Source organism: Pusillimonas sp. DMV24BSW_D (genome assembly GCF_011388195.1).
In the GTDB taxonomy this organism is placed as follows: domain Bacteria; phylum Pseudomonadota; class Gammaproteobacteria; order Burkholderiales; family Burkholderiaceae_B; genus Neopusillimonas; species Neopusillimonas aestuarii.
The window spans coordinates 2,407,295-2,432,978 of record NZ_CP049990.1; the positions used below are offsets into that span (position 1 = coordinate 2,407,295).

At 54.9% G+C, this 25,684-nt stretch carries 21 protein-coding genes and 1 pseudogene; 5 read left to right on the forward strand and 17 right to left on the reverse strand.

What is annotated here, in order from left to right:
- Positions 1-34: 34 nt before the first annotated feature.
- On the reverse strand, positions 35-1,288 hold the full coding sequence (locus G9Q38_RS11710) for an RNA polymerase sigma factor (protein WP_166131158.1): 1,254 nt from the start codon (positions 1,286-1,288) through the stop codon (positions 35-37).
- 3 nt (positions 1,289-1,291) lie between these two features.
- Positions 1,292-1,969 carry a type 1 glutamine amidotransferase domain-containing protein gene (locus tag G9Q38_RS11715; protein WP_166131160.1) on the reverse strand — a complete coding sequence of 226 codons (678 nt, stop codon included), beginning with the start codon at positions 1,967-1,969 and terminating at the stop codon, positions 1,292-1,294.
- Positions 1,970-2,140: 171 nt separating this feature from the next.
- Between G9Q38_RS11715 and G9Q38_RS11720 the strand changes: the two genes are divergently transcribed.
- The gene (locus G9Q38_RS11720; RefSeq protein ID WP_205962295.1) at positions 2,141-3,907 is read left to right on the forward strand and encodes a monovalent cation:proton antiporter-2 (CPA2) family protein; all 1,767 of its coding nucleotides are present in this window, start codon (positions 2,141-2,143) and stop codon (positions 3,905-3,907) included.
- On the opposite strand, the gene G9Q38_RS11725 is transcribed toward G9Q38_RS11720, so the two are convergent.
- From G9Q38_RS11725 to G9Q38_RS11790, 15 genes and pseudogenes are all read right to left on the reverse strand, one after another.
- Complete coding sequence (locus G9Q38_RS11725; RefSeq protein ID WP_166131163.1) at positions 3,859-4,425, reverse strand: dihydrofolate reductase family protein; 567 nt, start codon at positions 4,423-4,425, stop codon at positions 3,859-3,861. The two genes, G9Q38_RS11720 and G9Q38_RS11725, sit on opposite strands and share 49 nt — an antisense overlap.
- Positions 4,426-4,446: 21 nt before the next feature.
- On the reverse strand, positions 4,447-6,033 hold the full coding sequence (gene guaA / locus G9Q38_RS11730; RefSeq protein ID WP_166131165.1) for a glutamine-hydrolyzing GMP synthase: 1,587 nt from the start codon (positions 6,031-6,033) through the stop codon (positions 4,447-4,449).
- Positions 6,034-6,115: 82 nt separating this feature from the next.
- Entirely contained in the window at positions 6,116-7,579 is a 1,464-nt protein-coding gene (gene guaB / locus G9Q38_RS11735; RefSeq protein ID WP_166131168.1) for an IMP dehydrogenase, read from the reverse strand.
- Positions 7,580-7,640: 61 nt separating this feature from the next.
- Positions 7,641-11,675: a phosphoribosylformylglycinamidine synthase gene (gene purL, locus G9Q38_RS11740; protein WP_166131171.1), complete on the reverse strand. Its 4,035-nt coding sequence runs from the start codon at positions 11,673-11,675 to the stop codon at positions 7,641-7,643.
- Between the two features lie 40 nt (positions 11,676-11,715).
- Positions 11,716-12,276, reverse strand: coding sequence for a transcription elongation factor GreB (gene greB, locus G9Q38_RS15300; protein ID WP_228276230.1), 561 nt, complete (start codon positions 12,274-12,276; stop codon positions 11,716-11,718).
- A 102-nt stretch (positions 12,277-12,378) separates the two neighbouring features.
- Positions 12,379-12,672 (reverse strand): annotated as a pseudogene (locus G9Q38_RS15305) (DUF192 domain-containing protein); the annotation flags it as partial.
- Between the two features lie 3 nt (positions 12,673-12,675).
- Complete coding sequence (locus G9Q38_RS11750; protein ID WP_166131176.1) at positions 12,676-13,578, reverse strand: type II secretion system F family protein; 903 nt, start codon at positions 13,576-13,578, stop codon at positions 12,676-12,678.
- On the reverse strand, positions 13,575-14,420 hold the full coding sequence (locus G9Q38_RS11755) for a type II secretion system F family protein (RefSeq protein WP_166131179.1): 846 nt from the start codon (positions 14,418-14,420) through the stop codon (positions 13,575-13,577). Before G9Q38_RS11755 ends, G9Q38_RS11750 begins: the two co-directional genes overlap by 4 nt.
- A gap of 1 nt (position 14,421) precedes the next feature.
- Positions 14,422-16,173 (reverse strand): TadA family conjugal transfer-associated ATPase, encoded by a 1,752-nt coding sequence (locus tag G9Q38_RS11760; RefSeq protein WP_166131183.1) that lies wholly within the window; start codon positions 16,171-16,173, stop codon positions 14,422-14,424.
- Positions 16,163-17,503 carry a type II and III secretion system protein family protein gene (locus G9Q38_RS11765; RefSeq protein ID WP_166131186.1) on the reverse strand — a complete coding sequence of 447 codons (1,341 nt, stop codon included), beginning with the start codon at positions 17,501-17,503 and terminating at the stop codon, positions 16,163-16,165. Before G9Q38_RS11765 ends, G9Q38_RS11760 begins: the two co-directional genes overlap by 11 nt.
- Complete coding sequence (gene cpaB / locus G9Q38_RS11770) at positions 17,504-18,499, reverse strand: Flp pilus assembly protein CpaB (RefSeq protein WP_166131189.1); 996 nt, start codon at positions 18,497-18,499, stop codon at positions 17,504-17,506. It lies immediately after the preceding gene.
- Entirely contained in the window at positions 18,496-19,014 is a 519-nt protein-coding gene (locus G9Q38_RS11775; RefSeq protein WP_166131192.1) for a hypothetical protein, read from the reverse strand. Before G9Q38_RS11775 ends, cpaB begins: the two co-directional genes overlap by 4 nt.
- Positions 19,011-19,790 (reverse strand): hypothetical protein, encoded by a 780-nt coding sequence (locus G9Q38_RS11780; protein WP_166131195.1) that lies wholly within the window; start codon positions 19,788-19,790, stop codon positions 19,011-19,013. Before G9Q38_RS11780 ends, G9Q38_RS11775 begins: the two co-directional genes overlap by 4 nt.
- Complete coding sequence (locus tag G9Q38_RS11785) at positions 19,790-21,112, reverse strand: hypothetical protein (protein ID WP_166131198.1); 1,323 nt, start codon at positions 21,110-21,112, stop codon at positions 19,790-19,792. The genes G9Q38_RS11780 and G9Q38_RS11785 overlap by 1 nt, the downstream gene beginning before the upstream one ends.
- Entirely contained in the window at positions 21,109-21,381 is a 273-nt protein-coding gene (locus G9Q38_RS11790) for a hypothetical protein (RefSeq protein WP_166131201.1), read from the reverse strand. Before G9Q38_RS11790 ends, G9Q38_RS11785 begins: the two co-directional genes overlap by 4 nt.
- Before the next feature lie 186 nt (positions 21,382-21,567).
- On the opposite strand from G9Q38_RS11790, the gene G9Q38_RS11795 reads away from it, so the two are divergent.
- The 4 genes from G9Q38_RS11795 (at position 21,568) to G9Q38_RS11810 (ending at position 25,545) form a co-directional block, all read left to right on the forward strand.
- On the forward strand, positions 21,568-22,257 hold the full coding sequence (locus G9Q38_RS11795; protein ID WP_166131203.1) for a TetR/AcrR family transcriptional regulator: 690 nt from the start codon (positions 21,568-21,570) through the stop codon (positions 22,255-22,257).
- A gap of 68 nt (positions 22,258-22,325) precedes the next feature.
- Positions 22,326-23,330, forward strand: a complete 1,005-nt coding sequence (locus G9Q38_RS11800) for a Rieske 2Fe-2S domain-containing protein (protein ID WP_166131206.1) — start codon at positions 22,326-22,328, stop codon at positions 23,328-23,330.
- Positions 23,327-24,538 carry an FAD-dependent oxidoreductase gene (locus tag G9Q38_RS11805; protein WP_166131209.1) on the forward strand — a complete coding sequence of 404 codons (1,212 nt, stop codon included), beginning with the start codon at positions 23,327-23,329 and terminating at the stop codon, positions 24,536-24,538. Before G9Q38_RS11800 ends, G9Q38_RS11805 begins: the two co-directional genes overlap by 4 nt.
- Positions 24,535-25,545, forward strand: coding sequence for an ABC transporter substrate-binding protein (locus G9Q38_RS11810; RefSeq protein ID WP_228276126.1), 1,011 nt, complete (start codon positions 24,535-24,537; stop codon positions 25,543-25,545). Before G9Q38_RS11805 ends, G9Q38_RS11810 begins: the two co-directional genes overlap by 4 nt.
- The last annotated feature ends 139 nt before the right edge of the window (positions 25,546-25,684 follow it).

Below are 25,684 nucleotides of genomic sequence, written 5' to 3' on the forward strand. Positions count from 1 at the left end.
TTACGCTTATGGAAAATCGACAGCTTTGCTATTTTTATTTTTGCTTTTGAAGTGTTGCCAAACGTTGCTGTATCAATCGCCGTTCCGGTGCCTGCTGGGTTAACCCCAATGCCTGTCGATAACAATGGGACGCTTCTTCAGGCCGATTCAGTCGGCGAAACAGATCGGCCCGAGCGGCATGCAATAGATAGTAGCCCTGCAAATCTTTATGATCCGCCAGTTCATCGATGGCTTTCAACCCTGCAAGCGGCCCATCACGCATTGCAATGGCCGCAGCGCGGTTAAGTGCCACTACCGGGGAAGGATTAACTTTAAGCAGAACGTCGTAAAGGCCAACTATTTGAATCCAATCGGTATCTTCGGCGGCAGACGCCTCTGCATGCACGGCGGCAATTGCCGCTTGCAAGGCATATTCGCCGACCGGCCCCGTTCGCAGCGCCTGCACCACCAGATCGCAACCCTCTTTAATCTGCGTTTGGTTCCAGCAGGTTCGATCTTGCTCTTCGAGCGGAATCAGATCCCCGTTTTCATTGGTGCGACCATCTCGCCTGGCATCATGCAACAGCATCAGAGCCAGCAAGCCCATCACCTCGGGGTCGGGCAATAAACCTAACAACAGGCGACCCAATCGAATCGCTTCTGTGGACAAATCGGGTTGCGTTAATTGCGTGCCGCTTGAGGCGGTATAGCCCTCGTTAAATACCAAATACACCACCGACAACACCGCCTCCAGCCGCGCGGGTAAATCGTCTTGCTCGGGCACTGCATAGGGTATTGCGGCACCGCGGATTTTATTTTTCGCCCGCACAATGCGTTGCGCCAACGTGGGTACAGGGACCAGAAAGGCAGCCGCAATGGCTTCAGTGGTTAAGCCGCACACTTCCCGCAGTGTTAGCGCCACGCGAGCCTGCATGGCCAGGCTGGGGTGGCAGCAGGTAAAGATCAATCGCAAACGATCATCTTCAATGGTGTCAGTTACGTCGAATGAATCAGCTTGTGTTTCGGTTTCCAACGTGTACGCTAGCTGCACCAGATAATCATCAAGACGGGCGTTTTTACGTATTCGGTCGATCGCCTTGAAACGCCCTGTCGAAACCAGCCAGGCTCGCGGGTTGTTGGGAATGCCGTCGCGCTGCCATTGCGACAGCGCTACAACAAACGCATCTTGCAGGGCTTCCTCGGCCAAATCGAAATTACCGTGCAACAGTCGAATCAGGGTAGCCCGCACCCTGCTCGATTCTTGTTTATAAAGATCGGCGATACGTTGTTCGACCGAAGATGTTTTCATGTTTTATTGAAGGAGTTTAAGCAATTGCCTGGCAGCGGCCTCTGACGAAGCGGGATTTTGCCCGGTCACGAGTTTGCCGTCGACGACAACGTAAGCATCCCAATCCGGCCCTTTCTCATAGACCCCACCATTCGCTTTAAGCATGTCTTCGACAAGAAACGGAACAACGCCTGTAAGCCCCACCGCCTCCTCCTCGGTGTTGGCAAAGCTGGTTATCCGGCGGCCTGAAACCAGCGACTTTCCGTGAGCATCTTTCGTATGCCTGAAGATGGCCGGTGCATGGCATACCGCCGCAAGAGGACGATTCCCTGTGACAAACGTTTCGATGATGCGTTGACTGTGCGCATTTTCCGCGAGGTCCCAAAGTGGGCCGTGTCCGCCCGGGTAAAAGACGGCGTCAAAACTATCGACATCCACCTCGGCCAGCCTTACGGTATTGCCAAGCGCTTTCTTTGCTGCATCGTCGCTATTGAAACGTTTGGTCGCTTCGGTTTGTGCATCAGGAGCGTCGCTTTGCGGATCAAGCGGCGGTTGCCCACCTGCAGGGGATGCCAACGTGATTTGTGCGCCGGCATCAACGAACACGTAGTAAGGGGCTACAAACTCTTCCAGCCAAAAGCCGGTCTTCTTGCCGGTGTCGCCCAGCCTGTCGTGGGAGGTCAGTATCATGAGAATTTTCATAGCGTCGCCTTGGGTGAATCAACCTGGAGGAGTTTCCTTGCACTTAAGATTGTGCCAGTTCCCCGGGTCGACCACAAAATCAACGATACCGACATCACTTTTGTGCTTCAATTGGATTTTCGTTTGTAACGAGCGATTTTTCTGGAAGCACAATATTAGAAAGGTAACGCAATGGCTGAAGCGAGCCTAGGACAGATAATTGGACCTGCCGTCGTCCTGATGGGCGCAGCAGTGGTTGCCGTACCCTTGTTTCGGCGGCTTGGGCTTGGTTCCGTTCTGGGCTATTTTGCCGCCGGCCTGCTTGTGGGCCCATCGGTTCTGGGCGTATTTACGGATGCCGAGTCGATCCTGCATTTTTCAGAACTTGGTGTGGTGATGTTCCTGTTCGTCATCGGATTGGAACTGCGCCCGACCAAGCTGTGGGCAATGCGAGGTCAAATATTCGGGCTGGGCCTTGTTCAGGTCGCTGCCGCAATCATTGCCCTTGCTTTAACGGGCATCTTAATCTTCGACTTTACGGCACCCGTTGCATTTATTGCCGGTGCAGGCTTTGTTCTTTCTTCAACCGCCGTCATCATGTCGGTGCTGCAAGATCGGGGGGAAATTTCGAGCACCGAAGGTCAAAAATCCGTTGCGATTCTCCTATTCGAAGACCTCATGATCGTGCCGCTTCTGGCGGTGGTGGCTTTCCTGTCACCCCTGTCAGATGGGCAGGCCCGATGGACTGACATCCTGCTGGCGCTTTCTGCGCTACTGGCACTGCTGATTGTTTCCCGTTGGGCGCTGAACCCGTTCTTCGCGCTGCTGGCGCGAACCCGGACACGTGAAGTATTAACGGCAGGCGCCCTGCTGGTGGTTCTTGGCGCGGCATTGCTCATGGACTTTGCCGGTCTTTCAATGGCGATGGGCACGTTCCTGGCAGGGGTCATGCTGTCGAACTCGAGCTACCGGCACCAGATCGAAAGCGACATCGAACCGTTCAAGGGCCTGTTCATGGGCCTGTTCTTCCTGGCAGTCGGCATGTCGTTGAATTTATCCATCGTTGCGCAGGAGTGGCGGCTTCTACTGCTCATGCTGATTGCGTTCACAATCGCCAAAGGCGCCGTGGTCTATGCCGTTGCCCGCCTGTTCCACAGTGCCAGGCACCAGGCATTACACCGAACATCCATGTTTCTGCAGGGCGGGGAATTCGCTTTCGTGCTCTATGCCGCGGCAACGTCGGGTGGCGTGATCGATGCACGGGAAAACGTGATGTTCGCGACCGTTGTCATCTTGTCCATGGTCATGACCCCACTGCTCATGATGGTGGCCGACCGTTTTCTGCGCAAGGAAGTGTCAATGGACGGCGTCGACGTGGCCTGCAATTTGGAAGGTCGCATTCTCGTCATCGGCTTTGGCCGTTTCGGTCAGATCGCATCACAGATACTGCTATCCCGAGGTGTGAATATTTCCGTGATCGACAAAGACCCTGATCGGATCCGTGATGCAGGACGATACGGATTCAAAGTATTTTTCGGTGACGGTGCCCGACTCGACACCCTGCACCACTCAGGCGCAAATGAAGCCAATGCCATCATGATTTGCATCGACGATCCAAAAACAGCGGTGCGAATCGTGGAATTGGCTCGACACGAGTTTCCTCAAGCTAAACTGCTGGTACGAAGCTATGACCGTGGGCACGCAATTGAACTGATTCGCGCCGGTGTCGAATATCAGATTCGAGAAACGGTTGAGTCTGCCTATTTAATGGGAGCGCAAGCGTTGAGGGCGTTGAATTATGCCGAGGTCGACATTGAAGAGGCCGCCGAGGATATTCGCAGCAGGGATGCCCAGCGCCTGTCGGAACAAGTACAAGGCGACCTGATGTCCGGCCGCGATCAACTGCATTTTCAGCCCGTTCCGGAACCGCTAAGCAAACCGCCCGCCCCCAAACGATAAGTAGATTGCACCAGTCCTGACGGAAAGCTGCGACTGGATACCAACGTCAGATCAATGTCTTGCGACAGTGACCCGAATAAAGGCCGTCCGGAACCGATCAGCACGGGAACGCAGGTGATCACCATATCATTGATCAGCCCATCCCTTAAAAATGATTGCACCAGCCGCCCGCCATCAACATAGACCCGCCGCACATTTTTCTTTGCAAGTTCCGCCATGGTGGATCTGGGCGAACTGTTAGAGAAGCGAACCTTGCCTTTAAGCGCATCGGGCACGGGAGTATTGGCCAATTGTTCAGACAGCACCAGTACCGGTTTATGGTAGGGCCAGGGGCCCAAGGTCAAAACCTTCTCGTAGCTGCCTCGCCCCATAACGATCATGTCTTTGTCGGCGATGAAGTCTGTATAGCCGTGATCTTCTGTTGGATCATCGCGCTCCAATAACCAATCAATGTCGCCGTCTTGCCGAGCGATATAGCCATCCAGACTAATGGCAATAAAAACATGTGCAGTGGTCATGCGTATCCCTATTAGCCGAATTCACTCCCACTCAATCGTCGCAGGCGGCTTACTCGACACATCATAAGTCACCCGGTTGATCCCCCGCACCTCATTAATAATGCGGCTGGATACCTTCTTTAGCAACGAATAAGGCAATTCCGCCCAGTCAGCCGTCATGAAGTCAGATGTTTGCACCGCGCGCAGCGCCACCACGTAGTCATAGGTGCGACCATCGCCCATGACCCCCACCGATTTCACCGGCAGGAAAACGGCAAAGGCTTGCGAGGTTAAGTCATACCAGTTCTTGCCGCTGTTGCTGTCTTCGGCCTTGCGCAGTTCTTCAATGAAAATAGCATCGGCGCGGCGTAGCAAATCGGCATACTCCTTGCGCACTTCGCCCAGAATGCGAACACCCAGGCCGGGGCCGGGGAATGGGTGGCGGTATACCATGGCCGGCGGCAAACCCAGTGCCACACCCAGCTTGCGAACCTCATCTTTGAATAGTTCACGCAAGGGTTCCAACAATTTCAGGTTCAGGGTTTCCGGCAATCCGCCCACATTGTGGTGCGACTTAATGGCCACGGCTTTACCGGTTTTCGCACCCGCCGATTCAATCACATCGGGATAGATGGTGCCCTGGGCCAGCCAGCGGGCATTCTTCAGGCGCGAGGCTTCCGCCTGGAACACTTCCACGAACTCGCCACCAATTATCTTGCGCTTGGCTTCCGGGTCGGACACCCCCTTCAGCTTACCCATGAATTGGTCGGTGGCATCGACATGAATAATCTTCATACCGAAATGATCGCCGAAGGTTTGCATGACCTGCTCGCCTTCGTTCAAGCGCAGCAAACCGTGGTCAACGAACACGCAGGTGAGCTGGTCGCCAATGGCTTTATGAATCAGTGCTGCCGCAACCGACGAATCCACCCCGCCAGACAGACCCAGAATCACTTCGTCGTCACCCACTTGTTCACGAATTGCCTTAACCGCTTCTTCAACGTAGTCGGGCATGTTCCAGTCGCCGGCGCACTCGCAAATTTCCCGCACGAAACGCGACAACATGGCGGTGCCCTGCAAGGTGTGCGTGACTTCCGGGTGGAACTGAACACCGTAAAACCCTTTTTCCTCATTGGCCATCCCGGCGATGGGGCAGGAATCGGTTGACGCCATGAGTTTAAAGCCGGGTGGCAATTCCGTAACCTTGTCACCGTGGCTCATCCATACGTGCAACATGCCATGGCCTTCGGGCGTAGAGAAGTCCTGAATCCCTTCCAGCAAGCGCGTATGGCCGCGGGCGCGTACTTCCGCATAGCCGAATTCGCGATGATCCGACCATTCCACCTTGCCGCCCATTTGCATGGCCATGGCCTGCATGCCATAGCAAATGCCCAGCACCGGGACATCGGCTTCAAACACGGCCGGCGGCACTTTCAGCGATTCTTCATGGTAGGCCGACGCATGGCTGCCCGACAAAATAATGCCTTTCAGGTTCGAATACGATTGAATGAAATCGTTATCGACATCGCCGGGATGAATTTCGCAATAAACGCCGGCTTCACGCACCCTGCGCGCGATCAACTGGGTTACCTGGGAGCCATAATCAAGAATAAGAATACGCTGGTGCATAATTGGGCAAGATGGTTAGAAGTAAAACGGTGTCATGCGACACCGTGAAATAAAAGTTCAGGTAACCCGTACAACGCGAATGCTATGAATCAGCGCGGTAGTTGGGTGCTTCTTTGGTGATCTGTACATCGTGAACGTGCGACTCGCGAAAACCCGCCGCCGTAATTTCAACGAACTCGGCTTTCTGATGCATTTCTTCAATGGATGCGCAGCCGCAATACCCCATGGAAGCACGCACACCACCCACCAATTGGTAAATAATGGCAATAACGCTGCCTTTGTACGCCACGCGCCCTTCAATACCTTCCGGTACGAGCTTGTCGGCGTTGTTGGCCGGGTCTTGAAAGTAGCGATCGGCCGAACCCTGTGCCATGGCACCCAGGCTGCCCATGCCGCGATACGCTTTGTAAGAGCGCCCCTGATACAGCACCACTTCGCCGGGTGATTCTTCGGTACCGGCAAACATGGAACCCATCATGCAGGTGGAAGCGCCGGCGGCCAGCGCTTTGGACACATCACCTGAAAAGCGAATACCGCCGTCTGCAATCAGCGGAATACCCGTGTCTTTCAAGGCTTCGGCCACGTCGGCAATCGCGGTAATTTGCGGTACACCCACACCGGCAACAATCCGTGTGGTGCAAATAGAACCGGGGCCAATGCCCACTTTCACGCCATCGGCGCCGGCATCGGCCAAATCACGCGCCGCTTGCGCCGTGGCAATATTGCCGCCGATAACCTGCACCTTGGGGTAAGTTTGTTTCACCCAGCGAACGCGCTCAAGTACACCGGCTGAATGGCCGTGTGCGGTATCCACCACCAGCACGTCGACACCGGCTTTCACCAGTTTTTCAACACGCTCCTCCGTGCCGTCACCCACACCCACGGCAGCGCCTACGCGCAACTGTCCTTGGCCGTCTTTGCTGGCGCTGGGGTGTTCCGTGTTCTTAACGATGTCTTTAACCGTTGCCAGCCCAGTGAGTTCAAAACGGTCATTCACAATCAGCACGCGCTCAAGCCGATGCTTGTGCATCAGTGCCTGGGCTTCATCCAGCGTGGCACCCTCTTTCATGGTGACCAGCCGTTCTTGCGGCGTCATGATGTCGCGCAGTGGCACGTCGAGCCGATCTTCAAAACGCAGGTCGCGGTTCGTAACGATGCCCACCACTTTGCCGCCTTCCACAACCGGCAAGCCGGAAATACCGTGCTTGCGTTGCAACTCAACGGCATCGCGCACTTTCATGTTGGGGGTAACGGTAACCGGGTCGATCACAATACCGAATTCATGACGCTTCACACGCGCCACTTCGTGGGCCTGTTCGTCCGCAGTCAGGTTCTTGTGAATAATGCCAATTCCGCCCTCTTGTGCCATGGCAATGGCCAACCGCGCTTCGGTCACCGTATCCATGGCGGCCGAAACCAGCGGGATATTCAGGCTGATGTCACGGGTAAGACGGGTGGCAAGAGACGTATCACGGGGGAGAACTTGGGAGTAGGCCGGCACCAACAACACATCGTCGAAGGTGAGCGCTTTTTTGATAAGACGCATTCAATAACTCCGTACACAAAGCAAAATTATACGACGCAAGGTTAACCCTAACCAAACGGCCCTAGCCTAAACGCATACGCGCGTTGCGGAACAGACGCAGCCAGGGTGTAAATTCACCCCCGGTGTCGTGATTTCCCCACCGTGTGGGCGCCCAGGACATCATGACATTACGCGTCACGCGCTCGGGGTGCGGCATCATAATGGTGAAACGACCATCTTCAGTAGTAACACCAGCCACGCCGCCGGGGCTGCCGTTCGGGTTGTACGGATAGGTATCCGTGGCAATGCCCTGGTTATCCACATAGCGCATGGCCACGTTTACATCTTGAATACTGCCCTGACGCTCGAAATTGGCAAAGCCTTCGCCGTGCGCGACCGCAATTGGTGCTTGCAAGCCCGCCATACCTTGCAGAAATAGCGAAGGCGATTCGGGAATTTCCACCATGGTTAAACGGGCTTCGTATTTTTCCGACTGGTTGCGGGTAAAGCGAGGCCAATTTTCCGCGCCTGGAATCATATCGGCCAGGGCCGCCATCATTTGGCAGCCATTGCACACGCCCAAACCAAACGAATCTTCACGCTCAAAGAAACGGGTGAATTGTTCAGCCAGGTTGTCATTGAAACGAATGGTACGCGCCCACCCTTCCCCGGCGCCCAGCACGTCGCCATAGCTGAAGCCGCCCACGGCCACCAGGCCGGTGAAATCGGCCAGGTCGGTGCGCCCGGCCAGCAGGTCAGTCATATGGACATCATGCGTTTCAAACCCGGCCTTGTCGAACGCCCAGGCCATCTCGATATGACTGTTGCAACCTTGTTCGCGCAAAATAGCCATGGCCGGCCTTGCGCCTTTGGAGATATACGGCGCAGCGATGTCTTCCTGAGGGTCGAAGGCCACCTTGGGCTGAAAGCCTGGGTCTTCCCGGTTTTGCCAAACGTCGAATTCCGCTTGCGCGCATTCAGGATGATCGCGCCGGTTCATAATACGGCGGCTGACCTCGCTCCATTGTTGTGCCAGATCGCGCCAACCCTGCTGGTATATGCATTTGCCATCACGGAAAATCTGGATTTCGTCTGCCTGATTCAAGCCGCCGATAACGTGGCTGTAGGGCGACAGGCCCTTTTCGCGCAATTTCTGTAAAACCGTATTACGCTCGGCCAACGGCACCTGAATAACAGCACCGGCTTCTTCATTGAACAAGGCTTTCAGCGTGATTTCATCACGCTGCACCGCGACTTGTTCAGGACGAATTTTGTAATCACCCCAATCAGCCGCATACGGATCAATCGTAAGCATGTCCAGATTCAGTGACACCCCAGTGTGCCCGGCAAACGCCATTTCACAAATCGTGGCCCACAAACCGCCGTCAGAGCGGTCGTGATACGCCAGAATATGGTTGTCGTCGGCCAGCAAACGAATGGCTTCGAAGAAGGCACGCATCATGACTGCGTCATCGATATCCGGCACCTCGTTGCCGACCTGGTTGAACGAGTGCGCCAACACAGAGCCACCCATGCGTTGTTGACCTTTGCCCAGGTCAATCAGAATGAGTGCCGTATCGCCGGCGTCGGTTCTTAACTGAGGGGTCAGGCTACGGCGTACGTCGGCCACCGGCGCAAATGCCGTGACGATCAGCGAAACAGGCGCCATGACTTCGCGATCCTGCTCATCTTCACGCCACGAAGTGCGCATCGACAATGAATCTTTACCCACGGGAATGGACAAGTCGAGCGCCTGACACCATTCACTCACGGCTGAAACCGTATCGTACAACGCGGCGTCCTGCCCTTTTGAGCCGCAAGCGGCCATCCAGTTGGCGGATAGTTTGATGTCGGTTAAGGCACGCACATCGGCCGCCACCAAGTTGGTCAGCGCTTCGGCCACCGACATACGCCCCGACGCCGGCGCGTTCATGACTGCAATGGGGGTGCGTTCACCCATCGCCATCGCCTCGCCCCGTGTGCTTTCAAAATCACTTAACGTGACCGCGCAGTCGGCCACCGGCACCTGCCACGGGCCCACCATTTGATCCCGGCTGCTTAGGCCACCCACGGTACGGTCACCAATGGTAATCAAGAATGTTTTATTGGCCACTGTTGGGTGTCGCAACACACGTTGCGTAGCCTCTTCCAGCGTAATCAGCGGTAAATCAACGGCGGGGGTTTCGAGTGTTTCGCGTTGCACATCACGCGTCATACGGGGTGGTTTACCCAAGATGACGTCAATAGGCACATCTACCGGATGTGGCAGGTCTTCCCCCAGCGTCACTTTCAACTGACGCTCTTCGGTTGCCACCCCCACCACCGCATACGGGCAGCGTTCTCGTTTGGCCAGCGCATCAAAGCGATCAAGGTCCTTAGGCGCAATAGCCAGCACGTAACGCTCTTGGGCTTCGTTACTCCAGATTTCAGCCGCCGACAAGCCACTTTCTTCCAGATGCACCTGGGTTAAATCGAACACAGCACCGCGCTCAGCGTCGTTCACCAATTCGGGGAAGGCATTCGACAACCCCCCTGCGCCCACATCGTGAATCGCAATAATAGGGTTGGCCGCGCCCAATTGCCAGCAGCGGTCAATGACTTCTTGCGCGCGCCGTTCAATTTCCGGGTTGCCCCGTTGTACGGAATCGAAATCCAGTTCGGCGGTGTTCGAACCTACCCCCATACTCGACGCTGCACTGCCCCCCATGCCAATGCGCATGCCCGGGCCACCTAACTGAACCAACAACGCGCCAGGGGGAATGGGATCTTTGTGTGTGAGACGGTCGTCGATATAGCCCAAGCCACCGGCAATCATAATGGGCTTGTGATAACCCCAACGAACGTCGGCAACGGTTTGTTCATAACTACGGAAATAGCCCAACAAATTTGGGCGACCGAATTCATTATTGAATGCGGCGCCGCCCAAAGGGCCGTCAACCATGATGTCCAGCGCACTGGCAATACGGTCGGGGCGACCATGGGTGTCTTGCTCCCAAGGCTCAGGCGCCTCTTCGAAATGCAAATGCGAAACCGTAAACCCGGTAAGACCGGCCTTAGGCTTGGAGCCACGCCCCGTGGCCCCTTCATCGCGAATTTCGCCACCTGCCCCGGTTGCGGCGCCGGGAAAGGGTGCAATCGCCGTGGGATGATTATGCGTTTCCACCTTCATTAAGGTGTGCACCGTGGCAGAATGAGAGCCATAAACCATAGCGCCGTTAGACGACGCCACGTGAAAGAGCGTGGCCTTGCCACCTTCCATAATGGCGGCGTTATCGGAATAGGCCACCACGGTGCCGGCCGGTTGCGCCGCATGTGTGGCACGAATCATGCCGAACAAGGTGTTGTTCTGAGGTTCGCCGTTAATAACCCACTGCGCATTGAAAATCTTATGACGACAGTGTTCGCTGTTCGCCTGGGCGAACATCATCAGCTCAACGTCGGTCGGGTTACGTTTCAGGCCCTTAAAAGACTGTTCCAGGTATTCAATTTCGTCATCGGAAAGCGCCAGACCCAATTCTTTGTTCGCCTGTTCCAGCGCCGCCCTGCCGTGTTCCAGCACGGGGATCAACGCCATGGGTTTGCCGGGTAGCGAGGCAAATAAAGCCTGCCCTTCAAACTGCGCGTCTACAACCGTTTCGGTCATGCGGTCGTGCAAACAAGCTGCAATTTGGGCCAGTTGCTCTTCCGAAACAGACTGTGTGCCCAGTAACCCTTTCGCAGGCTGAATTACATAACGAATCCCGCGTTCAATGCGCCTCACAGCGTGTAACCCACAATTGTGCGCAATGTCGGTTGCTTTGCTGGCCCAGGGGGAAACCGTACCCGGACGGGGAATGACACGTAATATCAGGGTGCGTTTATCTTCACTGAAAGCCGGTTCTTGAACGCCGTAATCGAGCAACTGGGTTAAACGCGCCTCACCGGCGGAATCAAGCGGCTGATCGACCCAAACAAAATGCTCGTAAAAGCCGTCGATATTGGCAACAGGCAACTTCAGACGGGAAAAAGTTTGCAGCAGGCGTTCGCGACGAAAATCAGACAGAACAGAAGAGCCGAGGAAATGCAAAAAGGAATTCACAGTGAGACGCGCTTGTTCAAGAGGAGAAGAAACACGCATTTTAACGCGCTTGCCCCTGCCTGCCTGCAAGCGGCGAAACCTAAGCCGGTTCGGGGTAAATGACTTCCAGAATATCAAGCTCATCAAGCCCGGCCGGGGTGCGCAAAGTAATGGTGTCGCCCTCCCGCGCTTTAAGCAACGCACGTGCAACCGGAGATATCCAGCTAATCATGCCGTTAAGCGGGTCGGCTTCGTCTACCCCCACAATGGTGACCCGGTGGTCTGTACCCGCTTTATCGCAATACAGCACAGTAGCACCGAAGAAAACCTGATCGCGATTAGGTTGCAAAGCCGGGTCTACGACCTCGGCCGCTTCAAGCCGCTTGGTTAAAAAACGAATACGGCGATCGATTTCGCGCAAACGTTTCTTGCCATAGATATAGTCACCATTTTCCGAACGGTCACCGTTCGACGCCGCCCAGGAAACCACCTGAACGACATTAGGGCGCTCTTCGTTCATTAAATGGGCCAATTCGGCACGCAAGCGCTGATATCCCGACTTGGTCATGTAATTTTTGCTGCCCTGAGGCAAGGCAATGGCTTCCGGCCCCAAGTCGTCGTCATCATCGTGATCGGATTCTTTAACAAATGCTTTATTCATGGTGGAAGGCACACTAAAAACAACACGCGGCAAACCTTTCGAAGGTTGACCCAGGAACACAGAACGGCCCGGCACAAACGCCTGAGGACGACGAGCACAATACCCGGCATTCAGTTCGATAACCGAGCGCGCCCGCCGGCATATGGAAACACGCGCAGGTGCCACATTGTGCACGATTTTCAGCACGCGGTTCCGCGAACAAAGAAATACCAGATCGAGTGGGTAACGCATACCAAAAGTATGCACCGCCCACGTGTCGAATAACCACATCGCCTCATGTGATTTGAGTCTACGGCGAAACAGCAGACCCCGCAATCGCTGCATGAGGCCGGTTGCTTTGTATACACGCAATGTTTCAATAGGGGCGCGCATCATCCTAATGCCTTGGCAGAACATGCGTCATACGACACCCGCAAAAAATTTTATTGCGATCGGAAAGCCAATAATTAAAAACGTACAAGGAAAAATGCACACCACCATGGGGAACAGCATTTTTACCGGCGCCTGCAAGGCCATTTTTTCTGCCCGCAGGAACCGCTCGGCACGACGCTGATCGGACTGAGCACGTAAGACTGGTGCCAGATTCATGCCCATCTGTTCGGCTTGCTCCAAAGTTTGCACCCATTGCTTGATTTCCGGTAAACCCGATCGATGCGCCAATGAGCTCAACGCCTCATGACGTGGTGTACCTGTACGCAATTCAGCCAGCGTAATTCGCAACAATTCAAGCAATGGGCCCGACGGCCCATGTTGTGACGCCTGTTGCAACGCGCCTTGCAAATTCAACCCTGCTTCTACGCAAAGCGTGACCATGTCCAGCAAAAAAGGAAAGTCCACCAACATCCGGCGTTGTCGATGGGAGGTTAAACGCTTTAAAAAATAGCCCGGTGCGGCCGCACCGGCTCCGCCGGTTGTTAAAGCCGCCAACCACGTTTCAAACGCTCCGGACAAACCCAAGATGCGCCCTACCACGAACCCGATTACCACGCCTACACCCAAACCCAGTAAGCGATAGGCTGTGATTCGCTCCGGTGTCCATGAACCGGACAACCCGGCGCGCTGCAAACGCAGCATGAGTTTCTTGCGCCCACGCCACCCCAACAACTGCCGCCCCAGTGGTTCCAACGCAACCACCCAGGGATCGAGGTAGCGTAACAATCGTGCAACGCCCTGCCCGCTTTCTTTTGATGAAAAAGCAGAATTGGCGTTTTGCTGAACAGTGTCAGCCCAAGGCCGAAACAACCACCATGTCGACACCGCCAGGCTCAGGCCCGCAAACAAACAGCTTAACCAGAATGTCATACCTGAATCCTGACGATCTTACGAATAAGGAAAATGCCACTTATTTCCAGCACACTGACCAACATCAGCACGCCCCACCCAAGAGGCGTGTGCCACAACACCTGCATGGCGTCTGGCTCGAGCCCGGTTAAAACCAGACCCAGCAGCAACGGCAAGCCTGCCATCACCCAGGCTTGCATTCGGCCCTGTGCAGTTAAGGCATCAATGCGGCCAAGCAAATGTAAACGTGCGCGTAAAGTGTGGCCGATACGTTCAAGCGTTTCGGCAAGGTTTCCCCCGGTATGCAAGGCAATAGTCAACGCGGACACAAGTAATTGTGTGCCTTCACCGGGCATACGCCGCCGCAAACTGGATAATGCTTGCTCCAGCGGCACCCCCACTCTTTGTTCTTTCAGCACCAGCCCCAATTCCTGGGCTAACGGCGCAGGCGATTGCGTCACTATCGTTTGCAGTGCCGACTGCAAACCAGCCCCGGCACGCAACGCACCTGCCAGACTTAATAGAAGATCCGGTAATTGACATTCGAACCGAGCGTGGCGGCGTTGACGCAGCCAGCGCATTAACCAGGGGGGGCAAAATAATGCAACACCGCTGATAATCAATGTCAGGGCAATACTTTGCATCAGTCCGTATGCCACCAATCCTAACGCCGCGGCCACAAACACCGTTAAAAACCAAAGCTGCACAGGATCCAGAAATAAAAAAACTTCACTCAATTGAATATGCGCCTGGTCGGTAAAGCCGGCGCGATAACGTGAATAAGCAAACCTCAGCCCCGCTTGCACGAACCAGGCCACACCAGTAAAGGCAATCCCCGTAAAAATAATGGTTAGCGTCTCCATGTTATGCGCCTTCGTTCGACAGCACACCGGTACTTTCATTGGCGATAGTGCGGGCGCTAAAAACCGCCGGTTCAAGGCCCGCATCATGCTGCATCTGTGCACTAAAACATTCCGGAATCAATCCACATCCTTGAAACACAGGCGGATTGCCTGGTTGAAATTCAAATAGAGTTTGCGTTTGAATGCGCCCGCTTTCAATGCCGGTGACTTCGACAATGGCAGTAATCAAGCGACGACCTGAGGCCAAGCGCGCTTGCTGCACGATTAAATCGATGCTACCTGCAATATGCTCACGCACTGCTGCCAGAGGCAGATCCATACCCGCCATCAGAATCATGGTTTCCAAACGACCCAATGCGTCCCGGGCAGTATTGGCATGCAATGTCGTTAACGATCCTTCATGCCCTGTGTTCATGGCGGCCAGCATGTCGAACGCTTCCGCCCCGCGACACTCGCCCACCACAATACGGTCGGGCCGCATGCGAAGTGCGTTGCGCACCAGGTCACGAATATCAATTCGACCGCGCCCCTCCAAGTTCGCCGGACGTGCTTCCAGGGTAACCAAATGCGCATGGGCCAGCTTTAACTCGGCGGAATCCTCAATCGTAACGATTCGTTCACCGTCAGGAATGCCGTTCGACAATACATTCAGCAGTGTTGTCTTGCCCGAACCCGTCCCGCCGGACACAAGAATATTGCGCCGGTATGTCACACAGGCCTGCAGAAAACGACTCATGGGTTCGCTCAGCGCCCCAACCCGCAGAAGGTCTTCCATCGCCAAGCGGCGCTCGGGAAATTTGCGAATGGTTAAACTGGCACCCCGCAAGGCAATGGGCGGTATCACCGCATTCACCCGCGATCCGTCTTTCAACCGGGCGTCCACCATCGGCGCGCTTTCGTCTATACGGCGGCCAATGGGCGACACAATGCGATCAATGACAGCCAATACGGCTTGCTCACTGCTGAATACAGTGGCATGACGTTGCAGTTTCCCGGATCGTTCAACAAAAATTTCATCGTGACGATTCACCATAATCTCCGTGATTCCACGATCGGACAGCAAACTTTCAAGCGGCCCCAAACCCACTGCTTCGTTCACGACATCGTTCACAAGCTGCGCCCGTTGCGTTACCGGCAGCACACTCTGTTCTGCGTCGACCAAACGCGTAACGATGGCACGAGCCTCGTCACGCAATGCCGTATCGCTTAACGCGGAAATGTCACGCCGCCGCAAATCGAGTGCTTCCAGCAACAAGCGATGCAATTTTTGTCGTTGAAGCAGCAAGCGTGATTGAACGATTGAAGCGTCCGGCAGAACCACTGTGTCAACATCGGATTCTGAGTCGATAGCCGGCTTGGCGTTCGGACCGACGTCTGTATTTGTTATGGCTGGCCCAGTTTCCACCTTGTTTCGCGGCTGAGTCGGCGTTACGGGCGCTTCATACCTTAAAGCAGGTTCGAGAGTAATACGCCCTACTTCGATAAGGCATGGGCCAATAATGATCTCGTCGCCATTCTGCAAAGCCGTTTGCGGACCCGCGCGCTTACCGTTGACCAGCGTGCCGGCCAGTGAGCCTGAATCTTCCAGATGTGCCGTATCCCCGACGCCAATAATACGGGCATGTTGACGTGCAACACGCCACCCTTTCAAACACAGTCCTGAAGCGGCATCCCGACCAATTATTAAGGGCAGATCGTAATGTACTTTCTGCGTTCGACCATCTTCATAGTGAATAGTAAGTTCAATTTTCATATTGGGAATTGGCCCATGTCGGCATAGGAAGTGGGTCTTCTGACGACACCAACGGCATATTCATTACCGGCGCCTCGGGAAAAGCCATATCAACATGTGCCCGCCCCTTTCTTATCCGTTCCGCCAACTGTATCTGGTTAGCACCCACCACACGAGGTGTCACAAAAATTGCCAATTCGGTCTCACGTTTTTGATAGCGCGTTGAGCGAAACAGTTCGCCCAGAATGGGAATACTGCCTAAACCGGGCACCGCATCAACGTTTTCAGACATCTCACGTGACAGAAAACCGGCCAACACCAAAGTTTGCCCGGATCGAACATTGAACTCAGTGGCTGCACGTCGTGTTTTAAGAGACGGCCCAGTGGGAATGGACAGTGCTGGGTCAATTGAGCTGACTTCGACCTCAATATGTGATCTAACTACGTCGTTGCCTTCGATTTGCGGCGTAATACGCAACGAAACCCCATAAGGCTTGAACGCCGTGTTGGTGTTGCCATTGGCGTCAACCGTTGAATAAGGAACTTCACCGCCCGCTAAAAACTCGGCCGTCGCCCCGCTGCGAGCCAATAACTGAGGCTGTGCCAGCACCACCGCCTCCCCGGTTTGCGCCATGGCTTTAACGCGTGCCGACAATAAGGCATTGGCGCCAAAGTAACCCGCCGCCACGGTAGCCGGAAAAGGCAACGTTAAAGGGTTTTCCGCCGGGCGCATTTCCAACCTTGAGGACGCGCCCTCCCAGGCCACGCCCGCGCTCAAACCGCCCTGTGTTTCCGTATCCCAGCGTACACCCAACTCCCTTAACTGAGACCGAGGCACCTCGACTACTTCCACATCGAGCAATACCATGCGGTCCCACCCAACATGGCTCGTGAAATCAACAAGCTGGGGGTAACGCTCCGCAAGTTCCGCCAGACGTCGGCGATCGCCATCCGATAAATCATCTCCTTCTACCACTAACTTGTCGCCCACCGCGGAAACCTGTGCGTTGGGAATGCGCTCAAGCACCAAGCGCAACTCTTGCTGAGTCTGTCGCGCGCCTTCAGGCGCTACATCGACTTGGTAGCCATGACGCACACCATTGGCCGACCAGATTTGCAAAGCACTAGACCCGGCATTGCGCGCGAAAACAATCACTTCTTTTTCCTCGGTTGTAACCGCATTCAACACATGACCATCGCCGACGGCAACACGTGCAACGTCTGGAACGGCCAGTACACGGACCTCCCCGACCTGCAATTTAAGCAACGTCTCGGTTGCCCCATAGGCAGGCCGGGCCTGTAACGCAATAAACAAGATCACACTGATTAACGGTAAATAACGCAAAAACATTCAAGGCTCCTGTTCAGGCTCAAGGGACGGTTCTGCATTACTTGCCCGCCAGGCACTCGTTAACCCAGGCACATAGGGCAAATCAAACAATCCACTGGTTTGTGGGTTCTTCGGAGGTGAGGGTTGCAAACTGGGTAAACCACGCGCTTTGGTGTTTCCGTAGATAACCGGTGCACGTTTACGGGCGAAGGTATAAGGCGCCGGGCGGGCCACGCCCAGCAAACTGGCCAGATCCCCCCGCACCGCACGTTGCGACGCATGAATGTCATCCTGGCGTCGAAGGACTGCGGTAATCGTTCCCCCTTGACGCGCCGCCACCAGCTTCACAGCATCTTCCGGCGAGGTATCCAGGGTGACGGTGGAAAAGCCTCCCAACCGCGAAACACCCGAACCCGCGGTGTACTCATCTTGCGCGAGCCCATTCCCCACCTGCTGCACCTGAGTACCCGTGGCTAATACCAAAACGCCTTGCAGTAACGGTGCAGTGATCCGTCGCCGCTGATAATCAAACGACACATACAAGTCAATTAAGTCTCCCGGGCTGAGTAGACCGGAAACCGAATTAATTACATCAACCGGCAACGTAATTGCCCGACGCCCTTTCTGAAGACGTGAAGAAAATGGCGCAGTTGACTGCAAACGCGTGTGCGCCTCAAGAACGGGATCTCCTGCCTGCAAATCGACCCGCAACGCCCGTCCCACCAGCAGCATATGTGTTTCCGGCGAAACGCTATCACTGGAAACAAGATGGGCGGGGTACGCACGAGTAGCCAAATGCTCAGATTCAATAATGACGCCGGCGGCCAAAGGGCGGGCTGCCACGACCCGTTGCACCATGGGCACAGCCGCCTGTTCCGCCAATTGGCGCTCCCGGCTATTCAGATGCTGCTTCGCCGTTAAAGCGGCCAGCACGCCGGAACCAATCGCGACGGCTAGAATGACCCAGGTGCGCAAAGAAATCGCACGCCGGCGCATAAATACAGGATGGTTCATCATGGCAGCTCCTGTGACGGCGCTTGCCTCAAACTTGAATAGGCCCTGGCCCAATCGTTCAAGATCGCAGCATGATCTGGGTTTATCGGCATATTGTGCGCCTCTGGTTTAAACGGTAAAACAGACAGCGTGCCTTGCACCTCCCTTTCCGCTGCATTCAAATGCAAAAGCCAATGACGCTCTTGCCGCCAGCCGGACAGCAGGACTTGATTGGCGCCAAACAAAATTAGCTCAAATGGAGAGTCTTTTCCGGTGAAAGCGTCAAGAACGGATGCAAGCCGGGCGCGCACCGTTACACGACTGAAATGGAACAACACCCCCTGGACCGCTATGGACTCAACAGGAGACCAACGCGCATCAGGCAAGCCGACGTACGCAATAAAACGCTCGACCTCAGTGCGTGCAGACGATGCGTCTAACCAGTTTGACGGCGTCGCCCAGCCGACCTGCAAGGGCATTAACATGCCCGCCATCCAAATATAGAAATGCCATTTAAGAGACCGATTGACGTATTTCATGGCCTCCCCTTTCCTGACGGCCACCAGGGTAAACCAGACGGAAATGAAGGGGCATGGTCTTGCAAATGAAGTGACGGCACCTCATGTTGCCAGGGCTTTAACCAGTCGAACGTGGGCTCCGGACGTGACCACGGGTCATCCAGCGGTTGCAACCGTGCCCCCATCGACTGCCCGACATAACGCGACGCCTGCTCCGTTTGTGCCCACGCCAAACCGGAAGCCCGAACCCGTCGAACTACATGTCCGTCATCGCTTGCATGCCCTGTGTTCACCGCGATAAAGGATTGTCGTTGAAGATGTTCAGGCTGATTCGCGATGCCGGTTTTGGGGGAGACAGTGACCGTCACTTCACGCACCCCGGTATCGGCCAATGCCCATTGCCAGCGTAAAGTTGAAGCCAACGCGTTGGCCCCGCCGGGCTGCGCCAACTCGGGCAGCGGCGTACCAAGCTCGCCGCTCAATCTAACAGCCCGTTCATTTGCCAACCACGAGCGACCACGTAAATCTCTCCATTGTTGCCCCAAACCGGAAAAGTAAACATGAGGTGAGGCGGCGAATTGAACGTGATCCGTATTTGCTTGACGGGCCAGGTCGAAAGCCGCATAGCGACTGGCGTTCGACGCTTGCAAAGCCAGATCTTGTAAGCGAATCAGCCACCCCGACATCACCCATAACAGCAGCAAGGCGGCCATGACCACCACGCCTTCAGTCAATGCCTGCCCTTCGTTTCGTCGCACGCAAAAGAACAGCGCTGCTGGAGGGAGAAAGCGCGCCATTAGAGCCCTCCCGACACGGGACCTTGCCGCGCCAGCCAATAAGGATTAAATAAGTTAGCCTTTTCATGACGGGCATCGTCACGCGGAGTCGGCCGTTCAAAATACGATTCGGCCGCACTGCTAACGGTGTATCGCAAGTTGTCATAACCAACGCGCTGAAGCTTCACCGAGAAACGAACACGACCCGATTGAGACGACGTAAATGGCGACCCGACTCCCTCATTAACCCCAAGTAATAACGGGCGCACATCGAAATAGCTCGCATAACCTCGGGTGGGCCAAACAACGCGTGAGGCGACCGCACGCGAATTCGCCATGGGGTTATCTTGTCCGGTGAAAATATCCCAATTGGTGGCGTCGGCCACCCAGCGCCAAAAATCCTGCGATGAGAAGTTGTCGGGCGGATTATTGACGTGCGGTGCGGAAAGTTTGCTGGTGCTTCTTGAGGCCAACCAACCCCAGCCCATTGCATACTCACGGTAATAACAGCCTATCCAACGGTTCGAGCGCAAAGCATGATAAGACTGAGTATCAGCCGCCTCCCAACGACCACTTGAATCAAGCACTGTGTTGCCGCGGCGACGCAATTGATGGCGCCTGGTCGGGCAACGCAGGCTTACTAGCCAGGCATTACGCGCAGTATGGTTGCGTTCCTGCAAAAAACCGTAGCCACCGGTAATTTGCTGCATAAAAGGATGTAGTGACGGCGCAGCGCGACGTTCCAGCCACTGGTTAACCGGTGGTGCCGTAATGGTTAAATCATATTGCGCATTTGCGTAATACCGGTTTAGAACCGCCTTGATCGCCGCCTCGCGCGTACCCGCCAGCGTTGAGACCACTTGTGACTGAACCACCGCCAATGTGTCGTGCACGCGGGACTCATGCTGCATAAAGCGCTGCCCCAGTTGGCCGCTTTGCATCGCTTCGCGCTGCAACCCACGGGCAGCCGATGAAGCGGCGTAAGCTGTTCCATGCTTTACACCAAACAACATACCGATAAGAAAAGCCGGCGGATTTGCGCGCAGACGCTGTTGCGCCTGATGTCCACCTAATTGGGCCCATGAAGCCAGCGTTACCAGATGTCCCATCGCAAGGTGATGCCCCACCATGGCCCGATTTGATAACGCCAACAAATTCAACGCGCGTGATTGCACGACCGCTCCGCTATAAGCAGCCGTATCTAATGCGTGAACCTGCCGGGTGCGTTCGGCCAAGACCTGCCCCAGCGAAAAATAATGCAGCAATGCCACCACCGCAACGCCACAGAGCAGCAAGCCCAACACTATGGCCTGGCCTTTTTCCGCTTTGAAATGCGTTTTCACTGACCCGCCCCGGCGTTACCCGTGAACGACTTGAGAGTTTTGGCTTCGCTTTGCAATGCACCCGCCTGGGCTGCACTTTGCGCCATTTGCGACTGTGCCGTCCCGTCTTCACCAGCCAGTTCTTGCGCCATTGCGGCCGTTTGCGCCCGAATGACCTGACCGAACGTTTGATACACCGCAATGGCGGCCACCGCCACCAACGCAACAATAATGATGTACTCAGTCATTCCCTGACCGCGCTCTCGGGCATGGCGGCAAATCGTTTTCATCTGGCTCTCCGGTCATCAACGAAGCTCCAGTCTGGCGATACTTGGTTAGCCCAACAATTCGCAAAAGCCGAGGCAGATAAAACCGTCGCGCTCCTATTGCAGACCCATTAATTATCTTATTAATGAATTATTTAATCACGTAGAATGAAATAAATTCCCTTTCTCAAGATAATTTCGTACAAAACTATGGCAACACAATCACCCCGTAAACCCCGTAAACCGCGTGCAAAGGGTCGGCCCGACGCCGTAGATGGTGTGGGCCCCGAAGCCCTGTTGGACGCAACCATTGAAGAACTGCGCCACACCACCCCCCAAGCACTTACCCTGGCCGCTGTGGCGCAGCGCGCGGGCGTTCACCCAGCCTTAATTCGTTATTACTTTGGCAGTAAAGACGGCCTGCTGACGCGCGCCACGCAGCGGCTGGTCGAAGGCGAGCATGAAACCGTACGCCCTTCGGTACAAAGCCACGCGCCGCTGCAAGACAAACTGAAATCGCGCCTAACCGGCATGATCGACCTTATTGAGGCCAACCCACACTTTCATCGTCTTGTGCTCGACCAAATCTACGGGAAATCGGCACAAAACCCGGAAAACGAGTTACTAAGCCGGGTCACCGCCCGGGGTTTAACGCTTACCGTGAGCATGTTGCACGACACGCCAAACACCCCCGTTCGTGCTGTCGACCCGCGTTTTCTACACGTTGCACTCATTGGGTTAACCGAGTTCTTTACCTCTGCCGAGCCGCTTCTGCGGGAGCTTTTCGGCCCGAACACCCCGCCCGAAGAAATTAAACAGCGTTATATCGACTTTCTAACAGACTTAATTCTGAACGGCGTTCAAAGCGAACCGGACAAACCTAGCGCTAACCCGAATTGACCCGTTTTTGCGACAGCATCATAATTCACGCTTTAGTGAATTAATAACTTTTAAGTTGAAACGAAGTCATGATGCTGAAAAACGTCTGGTATGTTGCATGCACCAGCCAAGAACTCCAGGCCGGCGCCACTCTTGCACGCGTCATCTGTAACGAGCCGGTTGTATTGTTCCGAACCGATAACGGCAGCCCATCCATCTTGCGCGATGTCTGCCCGCACCGTTTGGCGCCGTTATCAAAAGGCACGGTTGAGAACAACACTCTGCGCTGTATTTATCACGGCATGGCCTTTAACGGGCAAGGCCAATGCGTCTCCATTCCTTCGCAAGACGCCATCCCCCCGCGTGCTCATGTGCGCAGCTACCCATCACAAGAACGTTATGGATTGATCTGGATATTTCCTGGGAATCCTGAGCTCGCTTCGGATACAGCGCTTCCCCACCGTCCGTGGCGCGAATCAAGTCATTGGAATATCGACGTTGTTCAATACTTCAATGTACAAGCCAACCACAGTTACATGAGCGACAACCTTTTGGATTTGTCTCATGTGGCCTTTTTACACTCGGCGTCAATAGGGTTCGACGCCCGACGGTTGGGTAACGACCCCCTGGAAGTTCACACCGAAGGGCAATGTGTGCGTACCCAGCGTATTTTTCACAACACCCAACAGGCCCCGGCACATAAGGCATGGCACGAACTGGCGGCGCCTATTACCCGCACCCAGATGGCGGAATGGACGCCTCCCGGCAACGTGACAGTCCTTGTTCGCAACGAAAACGAGTCCGAACAGGTCGACCTCAGGGCCGATCATTTCATTACACCTGAAACCGATACCTCTCATCACTATTACGTGGCGCTTTCACGTAACTTTCGTGTGAACGACACCGCGTTCTCGGAACAGCTCGATCACGACACCCGTATCGTTCACATGGAAGACGTCGACATCACGCAAGCACAACAGCGCAACCAACAATGGGCGGCGAACGATCCCCCAATGGGCTTGAAAGCCGACAAAGCAGTGCGTGAAGCCCACGCAATTATGGCTTTGCTGGCGCAGGCGGAGGCCGGCCAATGAATCCGCAACCTATAAAAAAAGTACTTATCGTGGGCGCCGGCATTGCCGGCTGCTCCACCGCCATTACCTTGGCCGAACTGGGGTTAAGCATTACGCTTATTGAAAAACAAGACCAATGGCGTTTTCAAAGTTCCGGCATTTTCGTTTACAGCAACGGCCTGCGAGCCCTACAGCAGGTAGGCGTGCTGCCGCAAATACTGGACGCCGGTTTCGCCATTCCCGATGGCAAAAACATTTATCTGGATCACACCGGCGCACCCATTACCAACGTGTTTTACCCCAGCGTCTCGCCCGGCATCCCGCCTATTTTGGGCATTAAACGCAGCGAAATTCACCGCATTCTGGCAGGCAAGCTGGCCACTTTGGGCGTGAATATCAAACTGGCCACCACTGTTACGCGTTTGAACGCTTTGGACCCGTCCGCTCCGGCAAATGTCGTATTTAATGACGGCAACGAAGAAACGTTCGACTTGGTTATTGCCGCCGACGGCATTCGCTCTCAAATTCGCCAACTGATTTTCCCTGAAATATCCCCCCGAAATACACATTTCGGAGTCTGGCGCAGCGTACATGCGCGCCCTGCCCATTTACGCGACAAATACATGCAAATGGGTATCGGAAAACGACTGGGCATTATGCCTATTAGCGATGACAAGCTCTACATTTTCGGCACCGTGCCGGAGCCCGGCAACCCTTGGTTCGATCCACAAGACTGGCCGCGCATCATGCGCGAAAAATTCGCCGAATTTCAAGGCCCGGCACGTACCTTCCTTGACGAGGTTTCGGAACATACGGAAGTGCTCTACACCGTCGTTGAAGAGGTCGCCGCCGACCCCCCCTGGTATAAAGGCCGGGTCTTATTGCTAGGCGATGCGGCACACGCCTCCACGCCTTTCATGGGCCAGGGCGGCGCCATGGCAATTGAAGATGCGGTTGTTCTAAAAACACTTCTACAACAACATCAATTTCAAACATCGGTTCTGGAGGCATTCGGCACCGCCCGGTACCCGATTTGCCGTTTTGTTCAGGATGCCTCACGTAAAGTGGGCGAAGCCGGTGCCATCGAAGACGCCGCCAGTTGTCTGGCGCGCAACCACAACATGCAGCAAAAAGCACAACTACAAGTTGATCAGTTTTACCAGCAACTCGAAACACTTAACCCATTTAAAGGCGTAACGCCAAACCATCACCAGGAGACGACACAATGATCCAAAACCTGAAACGACTGCAACGCGGGGCCGCCATGGCACTGCTCACCACTTTTGCAACCATGGGGCTGGGCACCTCCAACGCCGCAGCCGGCACCACAGAAATGACTTACCTGTTACCAGCCCCTGCCGGCGTAATCGCATTTGCACCACTGATGCTGGCCCAAAACAAAGGCTATTACGACGATGAAGGCCTGAAGGTAAATTTCGTCACGGTGAAAGGCGGCGCCGATGTTGGCAAACAGCTGGGGGCCGGCAATGCCGAGCTCGGTGGCGCATTGGGCGATACCCCCATTATTTTGCGCCAGAACGATATCCCGGTTAAAGGCGTTGCCTTGCTGGGTGGCGGCGCCCTTCATCAAATGATGATGCGTAAAGACGCCAACATTAACGCCCCGGCCGATCTGAAAGACAAAAGCATTACGGTGATGTCGTATCAAGACACCTCGTTCTATGCCACGCTGGCCGTGCTGGCCCAAGCAGGCCTGACGCGTGCCGATGCCGATATTCAAGCGGCCGGCCCGGTAGGAATCTGGCAATTGGTTGCGTCGGGCAAAGCACAAGGCATGATTGGCGCCCCGGAAAACGGCGCGATGGTCGAAGCCGAAGGCATTCCCATGACCTGGCAATCCACCGGCGAATATTTCCCCGGCATGGCTCAGGCCGTATTGGCCTCTGAAGAAATGATCGCCAAGAACCCGGCGCTCGTGCAAAAATTTGTCAACGCCACCCTTAAAGCCTTTAAAGAAGTGCGCGATAACCCAGCCCAGGCCGCCAAAGAGTATGTGTCGTTCATGCCTTCGTACAAAGGCAGAGAAGCGTTTGTTGAAAAGGTGCTTACCTATTACGCCAACAACGTATATGCAGACCAGGAAACCGTTGGCCGCTTCGACCCCCAACGTGTATCCAGCCTGCAAGACTTTTACCTTGACCAGGAAATTATCCGCAACCGCATCGACCTGAACAACCTGTTTACCAACGAGTTCGTTCAAAACGCCGGCCAGTAACACCGAAACTAAACAATTCGGTTCAGCAGTCGTTAACGCCCTTGCCAGTGTGTATCTGGCAAGGGCGTTTTCTTTGCGCCCGTCAACCCGTCGTGTCATAAAAGGCGCGCATTGCGCCTGCAACATCAGAGTAATTATT